19 protein-coding genes are annotated in these 17,515 nt (G+C 72.3%); 11 read left to right on the top strand and 8 right to left on the bottom strand.

What is annotated here, in order from left to right; genetic code table 11:
- Window positions 1-423, top strand: a complete 423-nt coding sequence (locus H9I38_RS08180) for a DUF3151 domain-containing protein (protein WP_226338296.1) — start codon at window positions 1-3, stop codon at window positions 421-423.
- A gap of 115 nt (window positions 424-538) precedes the next feature.
- On the opposite strand, the gene H9I38_RS08175 is transcribed toward H9I38_RS08180, so the two are convergent.
- From H9I38_RS08175 to H9I38_RS08165, 3 genes are all read right to left on the bottom strand, one after another.
- A complete protein-coding gene (locus tag H9I38_RS08175) occupies window positions 539-817 on the bottom strand; it encodes a hypothetical protein (RefSeq protein ID WP_226338295.1) in 279 nt (92 codons plus the stop codon).
- 360 nt (window positions 818-1,177) lie between these two features.
- Window positions 1,178-1,696, bottom strand: coding sequence for a DUF1697 domain-containing protein (locus H9I38_RS08170; RefSeq protein WP_226338294.1), 519 nt, complete (start codon window positions 1,694-1,696; stop codon window positions 1,178-1,180).
- Window positions 1,697-1,719: 23 nt separating this feature from the next.
- On the bottom strand, window positions 1,720-2,259 hold the full coding sequence (locus tag H9I38_RS08165) for a TetR family transcriptional regulator (protein WP_226338293.1): 540 nt from the start codon (window positions 2,257-2,259) through the stop codon (window positions 1,720-1,722).
- Between the two features lie 281 nt (window positions 2,260-2,540).
- Here H9I38_RS08165 and bioB point away from each other — a divergent pair, with 281 nt between their 5' ends.
- From bioB to rlmN, 6 genes are all read left to right on the top strand, one after another.
- Entirely contained in the window at window positions 2,541-3,764 is a 1,224-nt protein-coding gene (bioB, locus tag H9I38_RS08160) for a biotin synthase BioB (protein WP_226338292.1), read from the top strand.
- Window positions 3,764-5,107 (top strand): adenosylmethionine--8-amino-7-oxononanoate transaminase, encoded by a 1,344-nt coding sequence (bioA, locus tag H9I38_RS08155; RefSeq protein ID WP_226338291.1) that lies wholly within the window; start codon window positions 3,764-3,766, stop codon window positions 5,105-5,107. Before bioB ends, bioA begins: the two co-directional genes overlap by 1 nt.
- A complete protein-coding gene (locus H9I38_RS08150) occupies window positions 5,104-7,332 on the top strand; it encodes an aminotransferase class I/II-fold pyridoxal phosphate-dependent enzyme (RefSeq protein ID WP_226338290.1) in 2,229 nt (742 codons plus the stop codon). Before bioA ends, H9I38_RS08150 begins: the two co-directional genes overlap by 4 nt.
- A complete protein-coding gene (bioD, locus tag H9I38_RS08145) occupies window positions 7,329-8,090 on the top strand; it encodes an ATP-dependent dethiobiotin synthetase BioD (RefSeq protein WP_226338289.1) in 762 nt (253 codons plus the stop codon). Before H9I38_RS08150 ends, bioD begins: the two co-directional genes overlap by 4 nt.
- Window positions 8,091-8,225: 135 nt before the next feature.
- Window positions 8,226-8,795: a type 1 glutamine amidotransferase domain-containing protein gene (locus tag H9I38_RS08140; protein WP_226338288.1), complete on the top strand. Its 570-nt coding sequence runs from the start codon at window positions 8,226-8,228 to the stop codon at window positions 8,793-8,795.
- A gap of 126 nt (window positions 8,796-8,921) precedes the next feature.
- A complete protein-coding gene (gene rlmN / locus H9I38_RS08135) occupies window positions 8,922-10,196 on the top strand; it encodes a 23S rRNA (adenine(2503)-C(2))-methyltransferase RlmN (protein WP_226338287.1) in 1,275 nt (424 codons plus the stop codon).
- Here the strand turns inward: rlmN and H9I38_RS08130 are convergent.
- Window positions 10,193-10,900 carry a LysE family translocator gene (locus H9I38_RS08130; protein WP_226338286.1) on the bottom strand — a complete coding sequence of 236 codons (708 nt, stop codon included), beginning with the start codon at window positions 10,898-10,900 and terminating at the stop codon, window positions 10,193-10,195. The genes rlmN and H9I38_RS08130 overlap by 4 nt on opposite strands.
- Window positions 10,901-11,035: 135 nt before the next feature.
- Here H9I38_RS08130 and H9I38_RS08125 point away from each other — a divergent pair, with 135 nt between their 5' ends.
- Entirely contained in the window at window positions 11,036-11,488 is a 453-nt protein-coding gene (locus tag H9I38_RS08125; RefSeq protein WP_226338285.1) for an Lrp/AsnC family transcriptional regulator, read from the top strand.
- Between the two features lie 61 nt (window positions 11,489-11,549).
- Window positions 11,550-11,876, top strand: a complete 327-nt coding sequence (locus H9I38_RS08120; RefSeq protein ID WP_226338284.1) for a hypothetical protein — start codon at window positions 11,550-11,552, stop codon at window positions 11,874-11,876.
- A gap of 118 nt (window positions 11,877-11,994) precedes the next feature.
- On the opposite strand, the gene H9I38_RS08115 is transcribed toward H9I38_RS08120, so the two are convergent.
- From H9I38_RS08115 to purS, 4 genes are all read right to left on the bottom strand, one after another.
- On the bottom strand, window positions 11,995-13,071 hold the full coding sequence (locus H9I38_RS08115) for an isopenicillin N synthase family dioxygenase (RefSeq protein ID WP_226338283.1): 1,077 nt from the start codon (window positions 13,069-13,071) through the stop codon (window positions 11,995-11,997).
- Between the two features lie 234 nt (window positions 13,072-13,305).
- A complete protein-coding gene (gene purL / locus H9I38_RS08110) occupies window positions 13,306-15,606 on the bottom strand; it encodes a phosphoribosylformylglycinamidine synthase subunit PurL (protein WP_226338282.1) in 2,301 nt (766 codons plus the stop codon).
- A gap of 3 nt (window positions 15,607-15,609) precedes the next feature.
- On the bottom strand, window positions 15,610-16,392 hold the full coding sequence (gene purQ, locus H9I38_RS08105; protein WP_226338281.1) for a phosphoribosylformylglycinamidine synthase subunit PurQ: 783 nt from the start codon (window positions 16,390-16,392) through the stop codon (window positions 15,610-15,612).
- 2 nt (window positions 16,393-16,394) lie between these two features.
- Window positions 16,395-16,676 (bottom strand): phosphoribosylformylglycinamidine synthase subunit PurS, encoded by a 282-nt coding sequence (gene purS, locus H9I38_RS08100; protein WP_226338280.1) that lies wholly within the window; start codon window positions 16,674-16,676, stop codon window positions 16,395-16,397.
- 94 nt (window positions 16,677-16,770) lie between these two features.
- On the opposite strand from purS, the gene H9I38_RS08095 reads away from it, so the two are divergent.
- Window positions 16,771-17,184, top strand: a complete 414-nt coding sequence (locus H9I38_RS08095; protein ID WP_226338279.1) for a hypothetical protein — start codon at window positions 16,771-16,773, stop codon at window positions 17,182-17,184.
- Window positions 17,175-17,501 (top strand): YchJ family protein, encoded by a 327-nt coding sequence (locus H9I38_RS08090; RefSeq protein WP_319002218.1) that lies wholly within the window; start codon window positions 17,175-17,177, stop codon window positions 17,499-17,501. Before H9I38_RS08095 ends, H9I38_RS08090 begins: the two co-directional genes overlap by 10 nt.
- The last annotated feature ends 14 nt before the right edge of the window (window positions 17,502-17,515 follow it).

Genomic DNA, 17,515 nt, shown 5'->3' with positions numbered 1-17,515 from the left:
ATGTCCAGCAGCCTCGGCATGCCCGGCACAGGCCCGGCGGAGACGCTGCTTCCCGCGGAAGACGACGTCCTCGAGGCGTTCCAGCGGGGCGCAGACCCGGACGACATCGCCCGCGAGCACCCCGCCTCCCCGTTCGCGTGGGCCCTCCTGGCGGACCTCGCCTGGGCCAACGGCGAGGAGGTGCCGAGCTACGCGTTCGCTCGCGTCGGGTACCACCGCGGCCTCGACGCCCTGCGCAAGGCCGGGTGGAAGGGCGCCGGCCGGATCCCGTACTCGCACCAGGGCAACCACGGCTTCCTCCGCTGCCTTGTGGCGCTGCAGCGCGCCGCCAAGGCGATCGGGGAGGAGGCCGAGGTGGAGCGTATCGGCCAGTTCCTGGACGAGGCGGACCCGACGGCCAAGGTCGCCATCCTCAACATCTAGCCCGGGCGCTTGTGCACCCGGTGTCCGCGCTTGTGCACCCGCTGGTGTCAGGATTTCGCTCGAATCCTGACACCAGCGGGTGCTTAAGGGAGGGGAGGGCGAGGGCCTGGGCTCCTCAGTGCGTCAGCACGTGGGCCACGCCCATGAGGACGGCGATGGCCCCGCTGCCGATGAGCGTGAGCTTCTCGGAACCGCCGAGCCTGCGTCCCACGCCGTCGATGAGCCAGGGGAGGATGAAGACGTCAGCGACGACTCGCCAGTCTTGCGTGCCTGAGCCTGAGATCCACACGGCGAGGCAGGCGAGACCGGGAACGACAGCGCCGCGGAGCGTGACATCACTGGCCTCGTAATGGTGGCGTCGGCTGGCCTTGCACCGCTTCAGCTCTCGAGTCACCGAAACTGCATAGAGTACTGCCAGAAAGATGCCGACTCCAATGCGAAGGTGCTCAAGGGCCTGAAACTGAAGCATCGCGACTCAGAACGAGAACCCGCAGGCGCTGAGCTTGCCGGACCCGCTCGCCGCCGTCCTTCGATTCGGACTCGCCAGGGTTGTTGATGTGCTCATTGCGATGATTCACCTCCGCGGTGTGAGCGAGGGCCTTGTGCCGATCGCTTGGAAAGAGGGTGAGACACATCACAATAAAAAGCAAGCGTCTGTGCCGTTAAGTCGGCAACAGAGCTCCGAATCGGCGTCATCATGCCGCGGAGCGAGCCGGGTCGAGCCGGTTTCGGCGGCAGGTCGCCGGGTGCGGCGCTACGCCGCCAGGGCCGCGAGCTTCCGCAGCGTGCTGACATTCCGACTCGTGGTGACGGTTCCCAGCCGCCGCTCCACCAGCGCGTTGCTCAGCTTCGACTGGTGCACGTTCCCGCGATACCCCAGGTAGAGGAATCGCCCGCGAGCCTCGATCCGGTCTCCGCCGAAGTCCCGCTCCTGCAGTGCGCTCACGGCCTCTGCCTCGGGTGCCTCCGCACACACGCTGATGTAGACGGTGGCGAACTCGCCGTCGTCGTAGGGGAGGGCCTCCAGTGCGGCGGCCAGCTCCTCCGGGGCGACGACGACGTCCGCCGTCCCCACCCCGAGCTCGCAGCGGATTCGCTCCACGAGGGCGTCCGCGAACCCCTCCGGCTCTGTCTCGGCCACGAGATTGCCGGTGTTGAGGAGGGTGCGCACGCCGGTGGCGCCGAGCTCCTCGGCGATGCGGCGGAGCTCGGCCATGGGGACCTTGTTCCGGGCGCCGAGGTTGACGGCGCGGAGCAGGTGGATGCGGGTCACGGCGTCTCCCGTCGGTGCTGCGGTCAGAAAAGGGTGGGCTCGTCGACGGCGGCCTTCTCCGCGCCGACGCCCTTGAGGATGGCGCGGACGCCGAAGTCGAAGGCCTCGGAGGCGCGGGGGTCGAGGTCTGCGCCGAGCGCCGCAGCGTTCTGCTCCTCCGCGACGGCGGCCAGGATGTGGTGCATCAGGGTCCGGGCGCCCCATTCCGCCTCCTGCTCGGCGAGGCCGGCGGCCTGGAGCATGACGGGCAGCTCGGCGAGTCCCGGCAGCGGCTCCTTCGAGGCGGGCACGGCGATGAGGGCCACGTCGGCGCCGTCGCGGACCGAGGAGAGGGCGGCGCGGATGCTGCGCGCGAGGGTGGGGACGTCCTCGCCCCGGCAGAACTCGAGGATGGAGGTGGCCGTGAGGACGAGCAGCTCCTGCTTGTTCTGCACGTGCCAGTAGAGGGCGCTCGGCTGGACGCTGAGCTCCGCCGCGATGCGCCGCATGGACAGGTCCGCGAGACCGTAGCTCCGCAGGATGCGCAGGGCAGCCTGGGTGATCTGTTCGCGGGAGAGGGCCATGGGGCCAGCTTAGTCGGGCGGGGTGCGGGGCGGGGTCCGCTGTCCTCTCCCTCCCGTCCCTCGGCCCAGCCCCCCGCCGTTCGGCCCAGCCCCCCCCCGCCGTTTGTGGCGCGTTCCGTGCGATTCAGGGCCGGATTTCGCACGGAACGCGCCACAAATCCGAGAGAGAGGTCAGGGGTGGCTGGGCGTGGAATTGAACAGTGTTCACGAGGTGTTCTATCCTCAACTGAACACCGTTCAAGTGTGCTCCGTGGCACACCCAGACCCGTGAGGACTCCGCGATGACCACGCACGCAGCCGCCCCGAGCCCGTCCCGCCCTCAGGCCCACGCCGGAACGCCCGTCCAGACCGGAACGCCCGCCCAGGCCGGAGCGTCGGCCCAGACCGGAACGCCCGTCAGGGCCGGGGCCGGCGGCAGCGGCCCCGCCAGCCCCCGCGAGCTCGCGGACCGCGTCCTCGCCGGGCACACGCTCACCGAGGCCGAGGCGCTCGAGGTCCTCCGCACCCCGGACGCTGAGACGCTCGCCCTCGTGGCGGAGGCGTACCGGGTCCGCCGTGCGCACTTCGGCCTCGCGGTCAAGGTCAACTACCTCGTCAACCTCAAGTCCGGCCTCTGCCCGGAGGACTGCACGTACTGCTCCCAGCGCCTCGGCTCCGCCGCCGAGATCCTCAAGTACACCTGGCTGGACCGCGAGGAGGCCGTGCGCCAGGCCGGTCTCGGGATCGGCGGCGGGGCGCGCCGGGTCTGCATGGTCGCCTCCGGCAAGGGGCCCACGGACCGGGACGTGGAGCGCGTCTCCGGCATGATCGAGGACCTCAAGTCCGAGCACCCCGACATCGAGGTCTGCGCGTGCCTCGGCATCCTCAAGGACGGCCAGGCCGAGCGCCTCCGCGAGGCGGGCGCGGACGCCTACAACCACAACGTCAACACGGCCGAGTCCCACTACGAGGACATCTGCTCCACGCACTCCTACGCCGACCGCGTCCAGACCGTCCAGCGAGCCCAGCATGCCGGCATGAGCGCGTGCTCGGGGCTGATCGTGGGCATGGGGGAGTCGGACGAGCAGCTCGTCGAGGCGGTCTTCGCCCTCCGGGACATGGGCTCGGACTCGATCCCGGTCAACTTCCTCATGCCGTTCGACGGCACCCCGCTCGAAGGCACCTGGGAGCTCTCTCCGCTGCGCGCCCTGCGCATCCTGGCCCTCGTCCGCCTCGCTGCGCCGGACCGCGAGCTGCGGATGGCCGGCGGCCGCGAGATGCACCTGCGCAGCCTCCAGCCGATCGCGATCCAGCTCGCCAACTCCCTCTTCCTCGGCGACTACCTCACCTCCGAGGGCCAGTCCGCGGAGGAGGACCTCGCCATGATCCGGGACAACGGCTTCCACGTCCTCGGCGAGGAGCCCGGCGAGCCGGGCTTCCGCGAAGAGGGCTCCTGCGCTCCGGGGACGACGACGCCGGAGATCCGCCGCCGCGGCGCGGGCACGGCCTCAGCCCCCAACGCCTGATGCCGGCCGGACGCGGCTCCCTGCTCGAGCGGGACGCCGGACTGCTCTGGCACCCGTACGCGCCGCTGCGGGAGAACGGCGCCTCGAGCGCGCTCGCCGAGGTCCGGGGAGCCGCCGGGGCGCAGCTGCTCCTGCGGGACGGCGACGGCGCCGAGCGCTGGGCCGTGGACGGGATGGCCTCCTGGTGGTCCGCGGTCCACGGCTACCGCAACCCGGTGCTCGACCAGGCCGCTCACGCGCAGATCGACTCCTTCTCCCACGTGATGTTCGGCGGCCTGACGCACGAGCCCGCCGTCGTCCTCGCGGAACGGCTGCGGGAGCTCTCGCCGGCCACGCCGCACGTGTTCCTCGCGGACTCCGGCTCGGTGAGCGTGGAGGTGGCCCTCAAGCTCGCCGTCCAGCATGAAGCCGCCCGGGGGAGGCCGAGGCGGCGGCGCTTCCTGGCCCTGCGCGGCGGCTACCACGGCGACACCACTGGCGCGATGTCCGTGACGGACCCCGAGGGCGGGATGCACCGCGAGTTCGCGGGCCTCCTTCCGGAGCACGTCTTCCTGCCGCGGCCGCCTGAGCGCTCGGCGCCGGCGGAGGAGGTCGAGGCGTGGGCGGATGCCGCCCGCGAGACGGCCCGGGCGCACCGGGACGAGCTCGCGGCGGTGGTCTGCGAGCCGCTCGTCCAGGGCGCGGGCGGGATGCGCTTCTACGCGCCGGAGTGCCTGCGGGCGCTGCGCGAGATCTGCGACGAGCTGGAGATCCTGCTCATCGCGGACGAGATCGCCACGGGATTCTGGCGCACGGGGACGCTCTTCGCGTGCGAGGCGGCGGGCGTGACACCGGACGTCCGCTGCGTCGGCAAGGCGCTGACGGGCGGGTACGCCACCCTCGCGGCGGTCCTCGTGGGCGAGGCCCCCGCGCGGGTCATCGGGGACTCTCCGCTGCGAGCCCTCATGCACGGACCCACGTTCATGGGCAATCCGCTCGCGTGCGCGATCGCCTCGGCGAGCCTCGGCCTCCTCGACGGGCCGGACCCGGCGTCCGCGGCCGTGCGGCGGATCGAGCGGGCCCTCGAGTCAGGGCTCGGGCCGTGCCGAGAGCTCGACGGCGTGGCCGACGTCCGCGTCCTCGGCGCGATCGGCGTGGTCCAGGCGGAGCGGCCCGTGGACGCCGCCGCCGTGACCCGGCTGTGCCTGGAGCGCGGCGCGGGGGTGCGCCCCTTTCGCGACCTCGTCTACGTCATGCCGCCGTACGTCGCCTCCGACGACGAGCTCGCGACCCTCTGCTCCGCCGTCCGCGCGGCGGCGGACGAGCAGCTCGGAGGACAGGCGAGTGAAGGAGAGCGGCCGTGACGGACTGGGACGCGTGGCTCGCCGGCCGCTCCGCGGTGCGGGCGCGGCGGGGACTGGCCCGTGAGGACGCGCCGGCGGCGGAGACCCCGCCGGACTCGGGCCCGTGGCTGGACTTCGCCTCGAACGACATGCACGGCCTCTCCCGCCGCGCCGAGGTGATCGAGGCCGCCCAGGCCGCGCTCGAGGAGCACGGCGCGGGGGCGCGGGCGAGCCGGCTCGTCGTCGGCACCTGCGCGGAGCACCGGGCGCTGGAGGAGGAGCTCGCGGCGTTCGCGGGGGCAGAGGCGGCGCTCGTCTTCTCCTCCGGGTACACAGCCAACCTGGGGCTGCTCGGCTCGCTCTCGACGCCCGGCAGTGCCGTGCTCCTCGACGAGCACGCCCACGCGAGCATGCGGGACGGGTGCCGGCTGGGGCGAGGGGAGACCGTCGTCGTGCCCCACAACGACGTCGCGGCGGTGCGCCGCGAGCTCGAGGCGCGGCCCGGGACGCGGTGCATCGTGGCGGTGGAGTCCGTGTACTCGGTGCTCTCGGACGCGGCGTCGCTGCGGGAGCTCGCGGAGGCCTGCCGGGAGCACGGCGCGCTGCTCTTCGCGGACGAGGCGCACGGACTCGGCCTGCGCGGCGAGGGGCGCGGGTTGGCCGCGGAGCTGGGGCTCTGGGAGATGCCGGGGCTGCGGCTCGCCGCGACGGTCACGCTCTCCAAGGCGCTGGGCAGCCAGGGCGGGGCGGTGCTCGGCAGCGCGGCCCTCCGGGAGCACCTCGTCAACGAGGCGAGGCCCTTCATCTTCGACACGGCGCTGGCCCCGGCGAGCGCGGCGGCCGCCCGGGCCTCCCTGCGGCTGCTCGCCGGGCCCGAGGGGCTGCCCGGCGCGCTGCGGCGGAACGTCGAGCGCGTGGCCGGGATCCTCGGCACGCAGGCGCCCGCGGGGGCCGTGGTCTCCGTGGCAGTCCCGAGTGCCGGGGAGTGCATGCGCGCGGCCGGCGAGCTGCGCGGGAGGGGGATCCTCGTGGGCGCCTTCCGCCCGCCCTCGGTCCCGGACGGGCGGTCCCGGCTGCGCTTCTCGGTCTCCTCGGCGCTCGGCGAGGAGGACGTGCGGCGCCTCGAGCGGGAGGCGAGGGCGCTGGGGCTCGGCACGGACGACGACGGCGAGGCCCTCTCCGCCGCCGCCCGCTGCCCGGTGGGACTCACCGCGGTCACCGACCCGGCCGAGGCCGCCGAGGCCATGCGGCGGGACGACTTCGCCCCGGACAACGCTCTCACCGCCGTCACCCCGATCCGCGGGGAGGCCCTGCGCATCCTGGCCCGTGGCCGGTTCGGCCTCCCGCCCGTGCTCGCGTCCCACGCCGGGCCGCAGCACGCGGCGGTGCGGACGGCCGTGGAGACCTTCTTCAGCCCTCGCGACGTCCGGGCGCTGCGCGGCCCGATCCGCGCCTGGACCGCCGAGCGGATGGAGCTGCTGGGGCACGCGCGCCGGGCGGACCTCGCCGCCGAGGTCGTCCGGCACGTGCCGCCGAGGGCCTTCACCGCGCTGACCGGCGTGGAGGTCCCGCCGCCGGAGGTGCTTCAGCCGTGGAGCCTGCGCTCCCTGGAGCTCTTCTGGGGCTGGCCGGACGCGGACCGGCAGGCGGAGCTCGCCCGCACCGCCGTCGAGTTCCACGCCTGGCTGCGGAGCGCCGTCGCGGACGCCCCGGACGGGACGCTCTTCGAACGGGTCCGCCGGGAGGCCGCGCTCGCAGGAGTGCCGGTCACGGAGCAGCAGCTCGTCTCGCTGGGGTACTTCCTCGTCATCGCCGGGCAGGAGACCACCTCCCTGCTCGTCAACACCGCGGTGGCCCGGGCGGCGGAGTCCCCGTCCGCGTGGGCCGCCGCAGCCCGCGGAGACACCGCTCGCCTCGCGCGGCGCGTTCTCGCGGAGGAGTCCTCCGTCCCCGCGTGGCGGCGGGTGGCGAGTCGGGACACCCGGCTCGGCGGCCGGACCGTCCGCCAGGGCGAGGAGCTTCACGTCACCCTGAGCGGGCAGGGCGGAGCGTCCTCGCTCGCGTTCGGGGGAGGGGCGCACCGCTGCCTGGGCGCGCTGCTCGCGCCGCTCGAGGCCGAGGAGATCGTCGCGGGGATCGCCTCCGCGTGGCCGGACGCGCGGCTCGCGGCCGCCGGCCGCCGGCTCGAGCTCTCCTCCTTCAGCGCCCCCACGCGGGTCCTCCTCGAGCGGGAGGGCGCGGCATGAGCCTGGACCGGGAGGCTGTGGCGGCGCTGAGCCGGCATGTCGTCGTGACCGGCACGGACACCGGCGTGGGCAAGACCTTCGCGAGCGCCGAGCTGCTGCGGGTCTTCGCCGAGCTCGGCGAGCGGGCCGTCTACGTCAAGCCCGCGCAGACCGGTGTGGGGCGTCTTGGCCCCGACGGCCGGACGGCCTGCCCCGTGACCGGCGAGGATCCGGACCGGTCGGACGCCGCGACCGTGCAGGCGCTCCTCCCCGGCGCGGCGGTCCGGGAGGGCGTCCGTCTCAGCGAGCCGCTCTCGCCCCGCATGGCCGCGGAGATCGACGGCGTCCGCCTCCCCTCCGTGGCCGAGACCGCCGCTTGGATCCGTGCCTGCGGGGAGGGATTCGACCGGGTGGTCGTCGAGGGCGCCGGCGGGCTCCTCGTGGACGTGTGCCGGGACGGCGGGCCGCTCGAGCTGGCCTCCGCGCTCGCGGAGGGCGGGCCGCGGGACGATGCGGCTGGAGGCGGCGAGTCCCGGAGTCGCGGGCCCGGAGCGGGCGGCGCGAGCCTCGTCCTCGTGGCGCGCGCCGGGCTCGGCACCCTCAACCACACCGCCCTCAGCCTGCGCGAGGCCCGGCGATGCGGCTGGGAGGCGCACCTCTGCGTCGGGGCGGGCGAGGGCGAGACGGCCACGCACCGGCTCAACCGAACCGCGCTCCGGGAAGCCGCCGCCCCCGGGCACTGGCTCGGCGAGGCGGACCGCGTCACCGAGCAGCACTGACCCCTGGGAGGGGACCCCGGCCCTGCGGGTTCGCTGTGAGCGTGTTGCGTCGTCGTCCCCGTGGCGAAAGAGTGGAGGGGAAGGCCCGGGGCCGAAGCGCTCCCGGGCACGCACGCGATGCGAAGTGGAGTGAGCATGACTGAGCAGACCCTCACCGGACGGAAGATCCTCATCCTCGCGAGCCAGGGCGTGGAGGAGGTCGAGCTGACCTCTCCGCGCGACGCCCTCACGGAGGCGGGCGCGAGCGTCACGCTCGCCTCGCCGGACGGCGACGAGTTCCAGGCCCTCAACGGGGACTGGGACCGCGGGCAGTCGTTCCAGCCGGACTCGGGCTTCGACGGCCTGAGCGCCGAGCAGTTCGACGGCCTGGTCCTCCCCGGCGGCACGCTCAACGCGGACCGGGTCCGCCAGGACGAGCGCGCGCAGACCCTCGTCCGCGAGTTCCTCGACCACAGCAAGCCCGTGGCCGCGATCTGCCACGCGCCGTGGCTGCTCATCGACTCGGGCGTGGTCGAGGGACGCACGCTGACGTCCTTCGCCTCCGTAGCCCCCGACCTCAAGAACGCGGGCGCCACCTGGCTGGATGAGGAGGTGGTGCTCGACGACGGCCTCATCACGAGCCGCAACCCGGGCGACCTCGAGGCCTTCAACCGGGCGATCGTCAACGCGTTCCAGGACGAGGACGCGTCCGAGCCGACGGGCTGACGCACAGACGGAGATCGGCCCGGAGGCGTTGGCGCCTGGTGGGGATCCGGCGTCGGCGCCCGGGGCCGCTCCCGTGCCCGCGACGCGCACGTGCGCCGCCGTTCCCCCGGTGAGACAATGGAGGCGATGGCTTCCACACCCGCAACCCCCGCCTCCCGTCCCCGCAAGCGCCAGGTCCGCCCCGCCACCGAGGGGTGGACCCAGGCCACCACGCCCGAGGGCCGTCCGCTCCTGCAGTTCAAGTCCCCGCGCGTCCGGCAGCCGGACACGCACTGGGCGGACCTGACGCAGGAGGAGCGGGCCGCCGCGGTGAAGGAGCGCGGCTGGCCGGCGTTCCGGGCCAAGCAGCTCAACACGCACTACTTCCAGCACTACACCACGGACCCCGCGGCGATGACGGACCTGCCGAAGGCCGGCCGCGAGGACGTGGTGGGCGAGCTCTTCCCACCGCTGCTCACCGAGGTCAAGCGCCTCGAGACGGACAACGGGGACACCATCAAGTTCCTGTGGCGGCTGTTCGACGGCGCCCTCGTCGAGTCCGTCCTCATGCGCTACCCGGGGCGCATCACGCTCTGCATCTCCTCGCAGGCCGGCTGCGGCATGAACTGCCCGTTCTGCGCCACGGGCCAGGCGGGCCTGACGCGCAACATGTCCACGGCGGAGATCGTCCACCAGGTGGTCGCGGCCAACCAGGCCATCGCCCGCGGCGAGCTCCGTGGCTCCACGCGCGCCGAGGGGGACCCGGCGGAGCGCGTCACGAACATCGTCTTCATGGGCATGGGCGAGCCGCTCGCCAACTACAAGCGGGTCATGGCCGCGCTGCGCACGTTCGTGGAGCCGCAGCCGAACGGCCTCGGCATGAGCGCCCGCAACATCACCGTCTCCACGGTGGGCCTGGTCCCCGCGATCCGGAAGCTGGCCGCCGAGGACCTCCCGGTCACCTTCGCGCTCTCCCTCCACGCGCCCGACGACGAGCTGCGCGACGACCTCATCCCCGTCAACGACCGGTGGAAGGTGGACGAGGCCCTCGACGCAGCCCGGGAGTACTTCGAGACGACGGGCCGCCGCGTCTCCATCGAGTACGCGCTCATCAAGGACATGAACGACCACGGCTGGCGCGCCGACCTCCTCGCCCGCAAGCTCAACGCACGCGGCCGCGGATGGGTCCACGTCAACCCGATCCCCCTCAACCCGACGCCCGGGTCCATCTGGACGGCCTCGGAGAAGGACGTGACGGCCGAGTTCATCGACCGCCTCGAGTCCGCCGGGATCCCGACGACGCTCCGCGACACCCGCGGCCAGGAGATCGACGGCGCCTGCGGACAGCTCGCCGCGACGGACGAGGAGCAGGCCGAGGCGGACCAGGCCGCGGAGGGGCCGGACGCCGCGGCGCGTCCCTAGCCCGCGAGCAGCGGAACGAGCTTCTCCGCGAGGAGCCCCGCGCCGATGAGCAGCATCGCGCCGCCGGCGACTTTGGTCACGACGGCGCCCGCCGTCGGCCTCGAGGCCAGGAGCCTGCGCGCGGCGAGCGCGACGCCGAAGTACACGGCCGCGCACGTGAGCACGTGGACGCTGCCCAGGGAGAGCATCTGAGCCGAAGCCGGCCAGCCGTGGGGGCTGACGAACTGGGGGAGGATCGCGAGGAAGAGGAGCAGGGCCTTGGGGTTGAGGCCGCTCACGGAGAGGCCCTTGAGGAACTCGCGGGCGCCCGAGGGCGAAACGCCGGCGGAGAGGGCGGTGCGGGGCGCGGCCATGGCCTCGGCGGGAGTCGCGTGCTGGACCGTGGCCTCGGCGAGAGGCTGACCCGTGCTGCCCGCGAGCGGCTGGGCCGGAGCGCGGAGCGCGCCGACGCCGAGCCACACGAGGTAGGCGCCGCCGAAGACCGTCAGAGCCGTGAGGACGCCCGGATTCGCGGCGATGAGGGAGCCGACCCCGAGCGCCACGACGACGATGAGCAGCCCGTGCCCGGCCAGCATTCCCGAGACGGAAGGCCCCACCCGGCCGCCGCGGATGCCGGAGGCGATGGCGTAGCTCCAGTCCGCACCGGGCGTCAGGATGAGGAGCGCCGCGACGATCCAGAACTGCATGAGCATGGCCATCTGCATGGGAGACACCGCCTTCGTGGAGCAGGCCTTCGTGGAGCCTGTGGGGAGAATTCGGTGTAGATCCTACGAATTTGGCCGCGAAATGTGCTTCGGACTTCTGGGCTGATCGCGAGATTGCGTGCAAGAATCTCGTCTATGGATGCGCTTGACCGGGAGATTCTCTCTCATCTGCAGAAGGAAGGCCGTCTCAGCGTCACGGAGCTGGCGGGACGCGTGGGGCTGAGCCTCTCGGCATGTCACCGCCGGGTGCGGGAGCTGGAGCAGTCGGGGGCCATCGACCACTACCGGGCCGTCGTGGACCCCAGGGCGCTCGGCCTCGAGTTCGAGGCGGTGGTCTTCGTGAACCTCAAGGCCACGGATCCGGAGCTGGTGGCGGAGTTCGAGGCGGCCGTCGTCGCCCAGCCGAACATCGTGGAGGCGGAGCGGATGTTCGGCGAGATCGACTACGTCCTGCGCGTGCTCGCCACGAGCCTCGAGCACTACCAGCAGCTCTACGACGGCGTGCTCGGCTCCCTGCCCGGCGTCCTGCGCCTCAACTCGACCCTGGTCATGAAGCGGCTCCACCCGACCCGGGACGTGCCGGTGTGAGGCGCTCCAGCGCGGGCGCGGGTCTCAGCGAGTTCCCACCCGGCGTTCCTAGCCTGGGGGCATGAGCATTCTCGACTCCCTTCCTCCCGCCCGCTCCGTCAAGACCGCTCCCGTGGTGGCGTTCGGCCTCCTCGGCGGCTACCTCTCCGCCCGCGTGACCAAGGTCCGCCCGATCGGCGGCGCAGTCCTCGCGGCGGCCGGCGTCTACGCGGGCCGCACCTGGCAGGCCAAGGGCGGCGCCGGCACCACGGCCGTGCTCGCTTCGGTCTACACGCTCGGCTTCGGCCTCTCCCACCCGCTGGCCAAGAAGATCGGCTCCTGGCCGTCGGTTCTCGCGGTCACCACGGTGGCGGCGACGGCGGCCCACTTCCTCAGCGACGAGAAGTAGCGCGCTCCGGCCGTTCGCCGCTGCGCAGAGCGAAGGCCCCGGACCATTCGGTCCGGGGCCTTCGCATGTGCGGCCAGGGGGGGCACTTCTCGGCGGGGGAGTGCCAGGCGCCGTGCGGCTAGGAGCCGCTCACGAGCTCCGGGTGTTGCTTCGCGGCGACGCCGGGGTGGGCGCGGAGCCAGCCCTTGAGGACGTTCTCGCCGTACGTGGCGAGCATGGGGTTCTCCGGGTCGTCAGAGACGCCCCGCGCGTCCGCGGCGTACTCGGGCGGGAGCTGGACCTTCTCGATCGTGGCGTCCAGCCGCGGCGAGTAGAAGAACGGCACGGCGTAGCGGTCCACCCCCTCCGGCGGGGCCTGGACGCGGTGGATCGTGGCCATGAGGTAGCCGTCCGTGGCCACCTCGAGCATCTCGCCGAGGTTGACCACGAGCGCGCCCGGGATCGGCTCGACCGGCAGCCACTCGCTGCTCCCGTGCGGCTGCACCTCGAGACCGCCGATCTGGTCCTGGAGCAGCAGCGTGATGAAGCCGTAGTCCGCGTGGCTGCCCACGCCCTGGCTGCCCGCCTCCTTGAGGCCGCCCACGTAGTGGATCAGCTTGGCCATCCAGGCGGGGGTGCGCTCGAACGCCTCCGTGAACTGGTCTTCCGGAAGGCCGATGGCGACGGCGAGGTGGGAGAGCAGCTCATGGGCCACGCCGGACATCCGCTCCGCCCAGGCCATGGCCGTCTCCTCAAGCTGCGGGTACTCCGCCGGCCACTGGTTGGGGCCCTGGAGCTTCCAGTAGGCGTTGTCCTCGGGGGCGACGTCGAGCGCCGGGCGCTCCGGGCCGTAGTCGATCTGCTCCCGCGAATCGGGGCGGCCCCGGGTGATCTCCTTGCCGAGGCTCGTGTAGCCGCGGAAGGCGGGGGAGTTGAGGTTGGTCAGCGCCTCGCGCTCCTCTTCCGGGCGGCGGAAGAACTCGGCCACCGTGTCGAGGAGGTGCTGCGGCACCTGCGGATCGGCGCCGTAGCCGACGATCTGGAAGAAGCCGACCTCGTGGGCGGCGCGGCGGAGCCGCTCAATGAACTCCGGGTTGCGGGAGCCGTCCGCGAGGCGGGCCGTGGAGAGGTCGAGCACCGGGACCTCGTGCGGCGCCCCGTGCGAGGGTGCGGCCGTGCCCGGGGCGGTGTCTGCGGGTGTCTGGGGAGCGTTCATGTCTCCGACCGTAGACCCCTCCCGGGGTATCTGTCACTCGAATGTTACGTAATGTGACGAGAGGTGAAGCCTGACATGCCAGGGAAAGCGCCTTGAATGTTACGAACTGTGTTCGTCATCGGCGCACAGACCCGCCCCTGGGTGCGCGCCCCGCAGAGCAACGGGCCCGCCCACCGGAGGCGATCCGGTGAGCGGGCCCGTCGTCGTCGTTCCGGCCCGGAGGGGCGCGGCGGTCTAGCCGAAGTGCTTGGGCATGGTGCCCTCGTGGGCCTCGCGGGCCTCGGTGAGGGAGACGGAGAAGTCGTCGAACTCCACGGCCTCGGACTCCGCGTCCACCACGCCGATGCGGGCGATGGTGACGCCGCGGGCCGAGCACATGTCGTTGAACCGGACCTCCTCGCTGCGCGGCACGGAGACCACGGCGCGGGCCTGGGACTCGGAGAAGAGCGCGGTGAACGCGTCGATCCCGTCCCGCTCCGCGACGTCCGCGAGCTGGACGCGCGCGCCCACCCCGAAGCGCAGCGCCATCTCCGCCACCGTGACGGCGAGGCCGCCCTCGGAGACGTCGTGCGCGGCGTCGATCATGCCGTCGCGGGACGCGTTGACGAGGATCTCGCCGAGGAGCTTCTCCGCCGCGAGGTCGGCCTTCGGCGGCACGCCGCCCAGGTGCCCGCGGAGGTTGGCGAACTCGGAGCCGTCCAGCTCGTCCGCCGTGGTGCCGATGAGGTAGACGGCCTGGCCGTCCGCGCTCTTCTGCCAGCCGGACGGGGTGCGGCGGGAGACGTCGTCGAACCGGCCGAGCACGCCCACCACCGGCGTCGGGTGGATGGCCACGCCGGACGTCTGGTTGTAGAGCGAGACGTTGCCGCCGGTGACCGGGACGCCGAGTTCCATGCACGCGTCCGAGAGGCCGCGGACGGCCTCCGCGAACTGCCACATGACGCCCGGGTCCTCGGGGGAGCCGAAGTTGAGGCAGTCGGTGACGGCGAGCGGAACCGCGCCGCTCGCGGCCACGTTGCGGTAGGACTCCGCGAGGGCCAGCTGGGCGCCCGCGTAGGGGTCCAGGTAGGCGTAGCGGCCGTTGGCGTCGGTGGAGAGGCCCACGCCCATCCCGGTGGACTCGTCCACGCGGACCACGCCGGAGTCGTCCGGCGAGGCGAGCGCGGTGTTGCCGCCCACGTACTTGTCATACTGCTGCGTGATCCACTGCTTGGAGCAGAGGTTGGGGCTCGCGAGGAGCTCGAGCAGCGCGTTCTTGTACTCCAGGCCGGAGGAGGGAAGGCTCGCGCCGGCCGGGGAGGAGCGGAAGGCGTCCGCGGCGAGCGCGTCCTGGGACTCCGGGCGCTCGAACGGCCGGTTGTAGACCGGGCCGTCATGCGCCACGGAGCGCGGATCCACGTCCACGATGGTCTCGCCGTCCCACTCGATGACGAGCCGGCCGGTGTCCGTGACCTCGCCGAGCCACGAGTACTCGACGTTCCACTTCTCCATGATGGCCTCGAACGCCTCGGCGTTCTCCGGCGTCACCACGGCCATCATGCGCTCCTGGGACTCGGACATGAGGATCTCGCCCGGGGTGAGCGTGTGGTCCCGCAGCAGGACGTTCGTCAGCTCGATGTGCATGCCGCCCTCGCCGTTGGAGGCCAGCTCGCTCGTGGCGCAGGAGATGCCCGCGGCGCCGAGGTCCTGGATGCCCTCCACGATCTTCTCTGCGAAGAGCTCGAGGCAGCACTCGATGAGCACCTTCTCCGAGAACGGGTCTCCCACCTGGACGGCGGGGCGCTTGGACGGCTTCGAGTCGTCGAAGGACTCGGACGCGAGCACGGAGGCGCCGCCGATGCCGTCGCCGCCGGTGCGCGCGCCGAAGAGGACCACGCGGTTGCCCACGCCCGAGGCGTTGGCGAGGCGGATGTCCTCGTGGCGCATGACGCCCACGGCGAGCGCGTTGACGAGCGGGTTCTTCTGGTAGACCGGGTCGAACACCGTCTCGCCGCCGATGTTCGGCAGGCCGAGCGAGTTGCCGTAGCCGCCGATGCCGGAGACGATCCCGTGGACGAGCCGCGCGGTGTCCGGGTGGTCCACGGCGCCGAAGCGCAGCGGGTCCATGACCGCCACAGGCCGGGCGCCCATCGAGATGATGTCCCGGACGATGCCGCCGATGCCCGTGGCCGCGCCCTGGTAGGGCTCCACGAAGCTCGGGTGGTTGTGGGACTCGACCTTGAACGTGACCGCCCAGCCGTCCCCGAGGTCGGTGACGCCGGCGTTCTCGCCGATGCCCACGAGCATGGACTTCTTCATCTCGTCCGTCACCTTGTCCCCGAACTGGCGCAGGTGCACCTTGGAGGACTTGTAGGAGCAGTGCTCGCTCCACATGACGGAGTACATGGCGATCTCCGCCGCGGTGGGGCGGCGGCCGAGGAGCTTCTTGATCTCCTCGAACTCGTTCTCCTTGAGGCCGAGGGCCTCCCAGGGAAGCTCGGTCTCGGGCGTCTGGGCCGCGTTCTCGACGGTGTCGATGTTGAACTGCTTGCTCATGCTCTACTTTCCTGCGAGGACGGACGTGAGAACGGACGTGAAGAGGGCCAGGCCGTCCGTGCCGGAGGACAGGGCCACCTCTCCGCGGGCGGACTCGGACGGGCCGAAGCCCGCCTCCACCGCGTGCTCCGGGTGCGGCATGAGGCCGACGACGTTGCCGCGCTCGTTGGAGATGCCCGCGATGTCATTGCGGGAGCCGTTCGGGTTGAAGCCGACGTAGCGGAACACCACGCGGCCGGAGGACTCGAGCTCTGCGAGCGTGGCCTCGTCCGCCACGTACTGGCCGTCCTGGTTCTTGAGCGGGACCACGATCTCAGAGCCCTTCTCGACGCCCGAGGTCCACGGGGTGTCCGTGCGCTCCACGCGCAGGCGCTGGTCCCGGCAGATGAACTGGAGGTGGTCGTTCTTGATCATGGAGCCCGGCAGCAGGTGGGTCTCCGTGAGGATCTGGAAGCCGTTGCAGATGCCGAGCACGGGCAGGGCCGCCTCGGAGGACGCCTCCTTGACCACGCGGTCCACCATGGGCGCGAAGCTCGAGATGGCGCCCGCCCGCAGGTAGTCCCCGTAGGAGAAGCCGCCGGGGATGATGACCGCGTCCACGTTCCTGAGGTCCGTGTCCTTGTGCCACAGCGAGACGGCCGTGCCGCCCGCGAGCCGGACGGCGCGCGCCGCGTCCCGGTCGTCCAGAGTGCCGGGGAGGGTGACGACGCCGACGACGGCACCGCTCAGGTCCTCGCCCGCGTCCGAGGTGTACTGGCCGATGAGGGGAGTCTCCACCGTGCTCACCCTCAGGCGTCCTCGGCCGCGCCGGCGGCGCTGTCCTCGGGGAGGGCCTCGACCCGCACGACCTCCTCGATGACCGTGTTGGCGAGCAGCTCCTCCGCGGCCGTGCGGGCGGCCTCGAGGTGCGCGTCCGTCACGGGGCCCTCGACGGTCAACTCGAACCGCTTGCCCTGGCGCACGAGGGAGAAGTCAGTGAGGCCGAGGCGGGGCAGAGCCGCCGCAATGGCCTTTCCCTGCGGGTCCAGAATTTCCGGCTTGGGCATGACATCGACGACGATCCTGGCCATTCGGGGCTCTCCTTGAGGGTGGCGTGAAGTGCACAGCCGAGTCTACCGGGGACGTCCCGCCGGTTTCGGCCCCTTTCCTGCGAGAATAGGTCGCATGGACAAGGTGTACCTCTTCATTCACATCCTCGCCGCCATTCTCACCTTCGGCGTGCTCTCCGTGGCCACCTCGATGTTCCCCCGGCTCGTCCGCGACGGCGTGGACCGCACCGCCCAGACCATGGCCCGCATCACGCGGATCTACGGCTATGCGGCCTTCATCGTCCCCCTCATGGGCTTCATGATCCCGTTCGTCGGCAGCGGCGGCGGCCTCAAGATGTGGCACTGGGAGGCGCTCATCATGACGATGGTGGCCCTCGCCGTGCTCCTCTTCTGGGTCATCCCGAACCAGCAGAAGGCCCTCGAGACCCCCGCGAACGAGCGCAAGGGCCTCTTCGGCCGGCTCCACGCCTCCTCGGGCGTCTTCAACATCGTCTGGCTCTTCGTCCTCGTGCGGATGGTGTGGCACTGACCCCCGACTCCCTCGAGACGGCGGAAGGCCTCATGCGCTCGCGCTATGAGGCCTTCCGCTCTCTCGACGCCGCGCACCTCCTGGCCACCTGGCACCCCTCGACGCGGCCGGCGGACCTCGAGCTGGACCCCGAGACCGAGTGGCGCGCCCTCCGGGTCATCGACACCGTCCGCGGCGGGGTGAACGACGACGACGGCGTCGTCGAGTTCATCGCCGTGTGGAGGCAGGACGGGCAGAGGGGAGAGCTGCACGAGCGCAGCCGGTTCGTCCGGGAGGGCGGCCGGTGGCTGTACGTGGACGGGGACGTCCTCGGCTGAGGCTGAACCTGAGC

Source organism: Arthrobacter sp. UM1, assembly GCF_020483305.1.
In the GTDB taxonomy this organism is placed as follows: domain Bacteria; phylum Actinomycetota; class Actinomycetes; order Actinomycetales; family Micrococcaceae; genus Falsarthrobacter.
The sequence above is the reverse complement of the archived record's forward strand: the minus strand, read 5'-3'. Positions and strand labels throughout refer to the sequence as shown.

Bases quoted from the DNA above. Each gene is read 5' to 3' on its own strand.
- H9I38_RS08180 (WP_226338296.1), top strand. From the start codon at position 1: ATGTCCAGCAGCCTCGGCATGCCCGGCACAGGCCCGGCGGAGACGCTG.
- H9I38_RS08165 (WP_226338293.1), bottom strand. From the start codon at position 2,259: ATGGCCCTCTCCCGCGAACAGATCACCCAGGCTGCCCTGCGCATCCTG.
- bioB (WP_226338292.1), top strand. From the start codon at position 2,541: ATGACCACGCACGCAGCCGCCCCGAGCCCGTCCCGCCCTCAGGCCCAC.
- bioA (WP_226338291.1), top strand. From the start codon at position 3,764: ATGCCGGCCGGACGCGGCTCCCTGCTCGAGCGGGACGCCGGACTGCTC.
- bioD (WP_226338289.1), top strand. From the start codon at position 7,329: ATGAGCCTGGACCGGGAGGCTGTGGCGGCGCTGAGCCGGCATGTCGTC.
- H9I38_RS08140 (WP_226338288.1), top strand. From the start codon at position 8,226: ATGACTGAGCAGACCCTCACCGGACGGAAGATCCTCATCCTCGCGAGC.
- rlmN (WP_226338287.1), top strand. From the start codon at position 8,922: ATGGCTTCCACACCCGCAACCCCCGCCTCCCGTCCCCGCAAGCGCCAG.
- H9I38_RS08130 (WP_226338286.1), bottom strand. From the start codon at position 10,900: ATGCAGATGGCCATGCTCATGCAGTTCTGGATCGTCGCGGCGCTCCTC.
- H9I38_RS08125 (WP_226338285.1), top strand. From the start codon at position 11,036: ATGGATGCGCTTGACCGGGAGATTCTCTCTCATCTGCAGAAGGAAGGC.
- H9I38_RS08120 (WP_226338284.1), top strand. From the start codon at position 11,550: ATGAGCATTCTCGACTCCCTTCCTCCCGCCCGCTCCGTCAAGACCGCT.
- H9I38_RS08115 (WP_226338283.1), bottom strand. From the start codon at position 13,071: ATGAACGCTCCCCAGACACCCGCAGACACCGCCCCGGGCACGGCCGCA.
- purL (WP_226338282.1), bottom strand. From the start codon at position 15,606: ATGAGCAAGCAGTTCAACATCGACACCGTCGAGAACGCGGCCCAGACG.
- purS (WP_226338280.1), bottom strand. From the start codon at position 16,676: ATGGCCAGGATCGTCGTCGATGTCATGCCCAAGCCGGAAATTCTGGAC.
- H9I38_RS08095 (WP_226338279.1), top strand. From the start codon at position 16,771: ATGGACAAGGTGTACCTCTTCATTCACATCCTCGCCGCCATTCTCACC.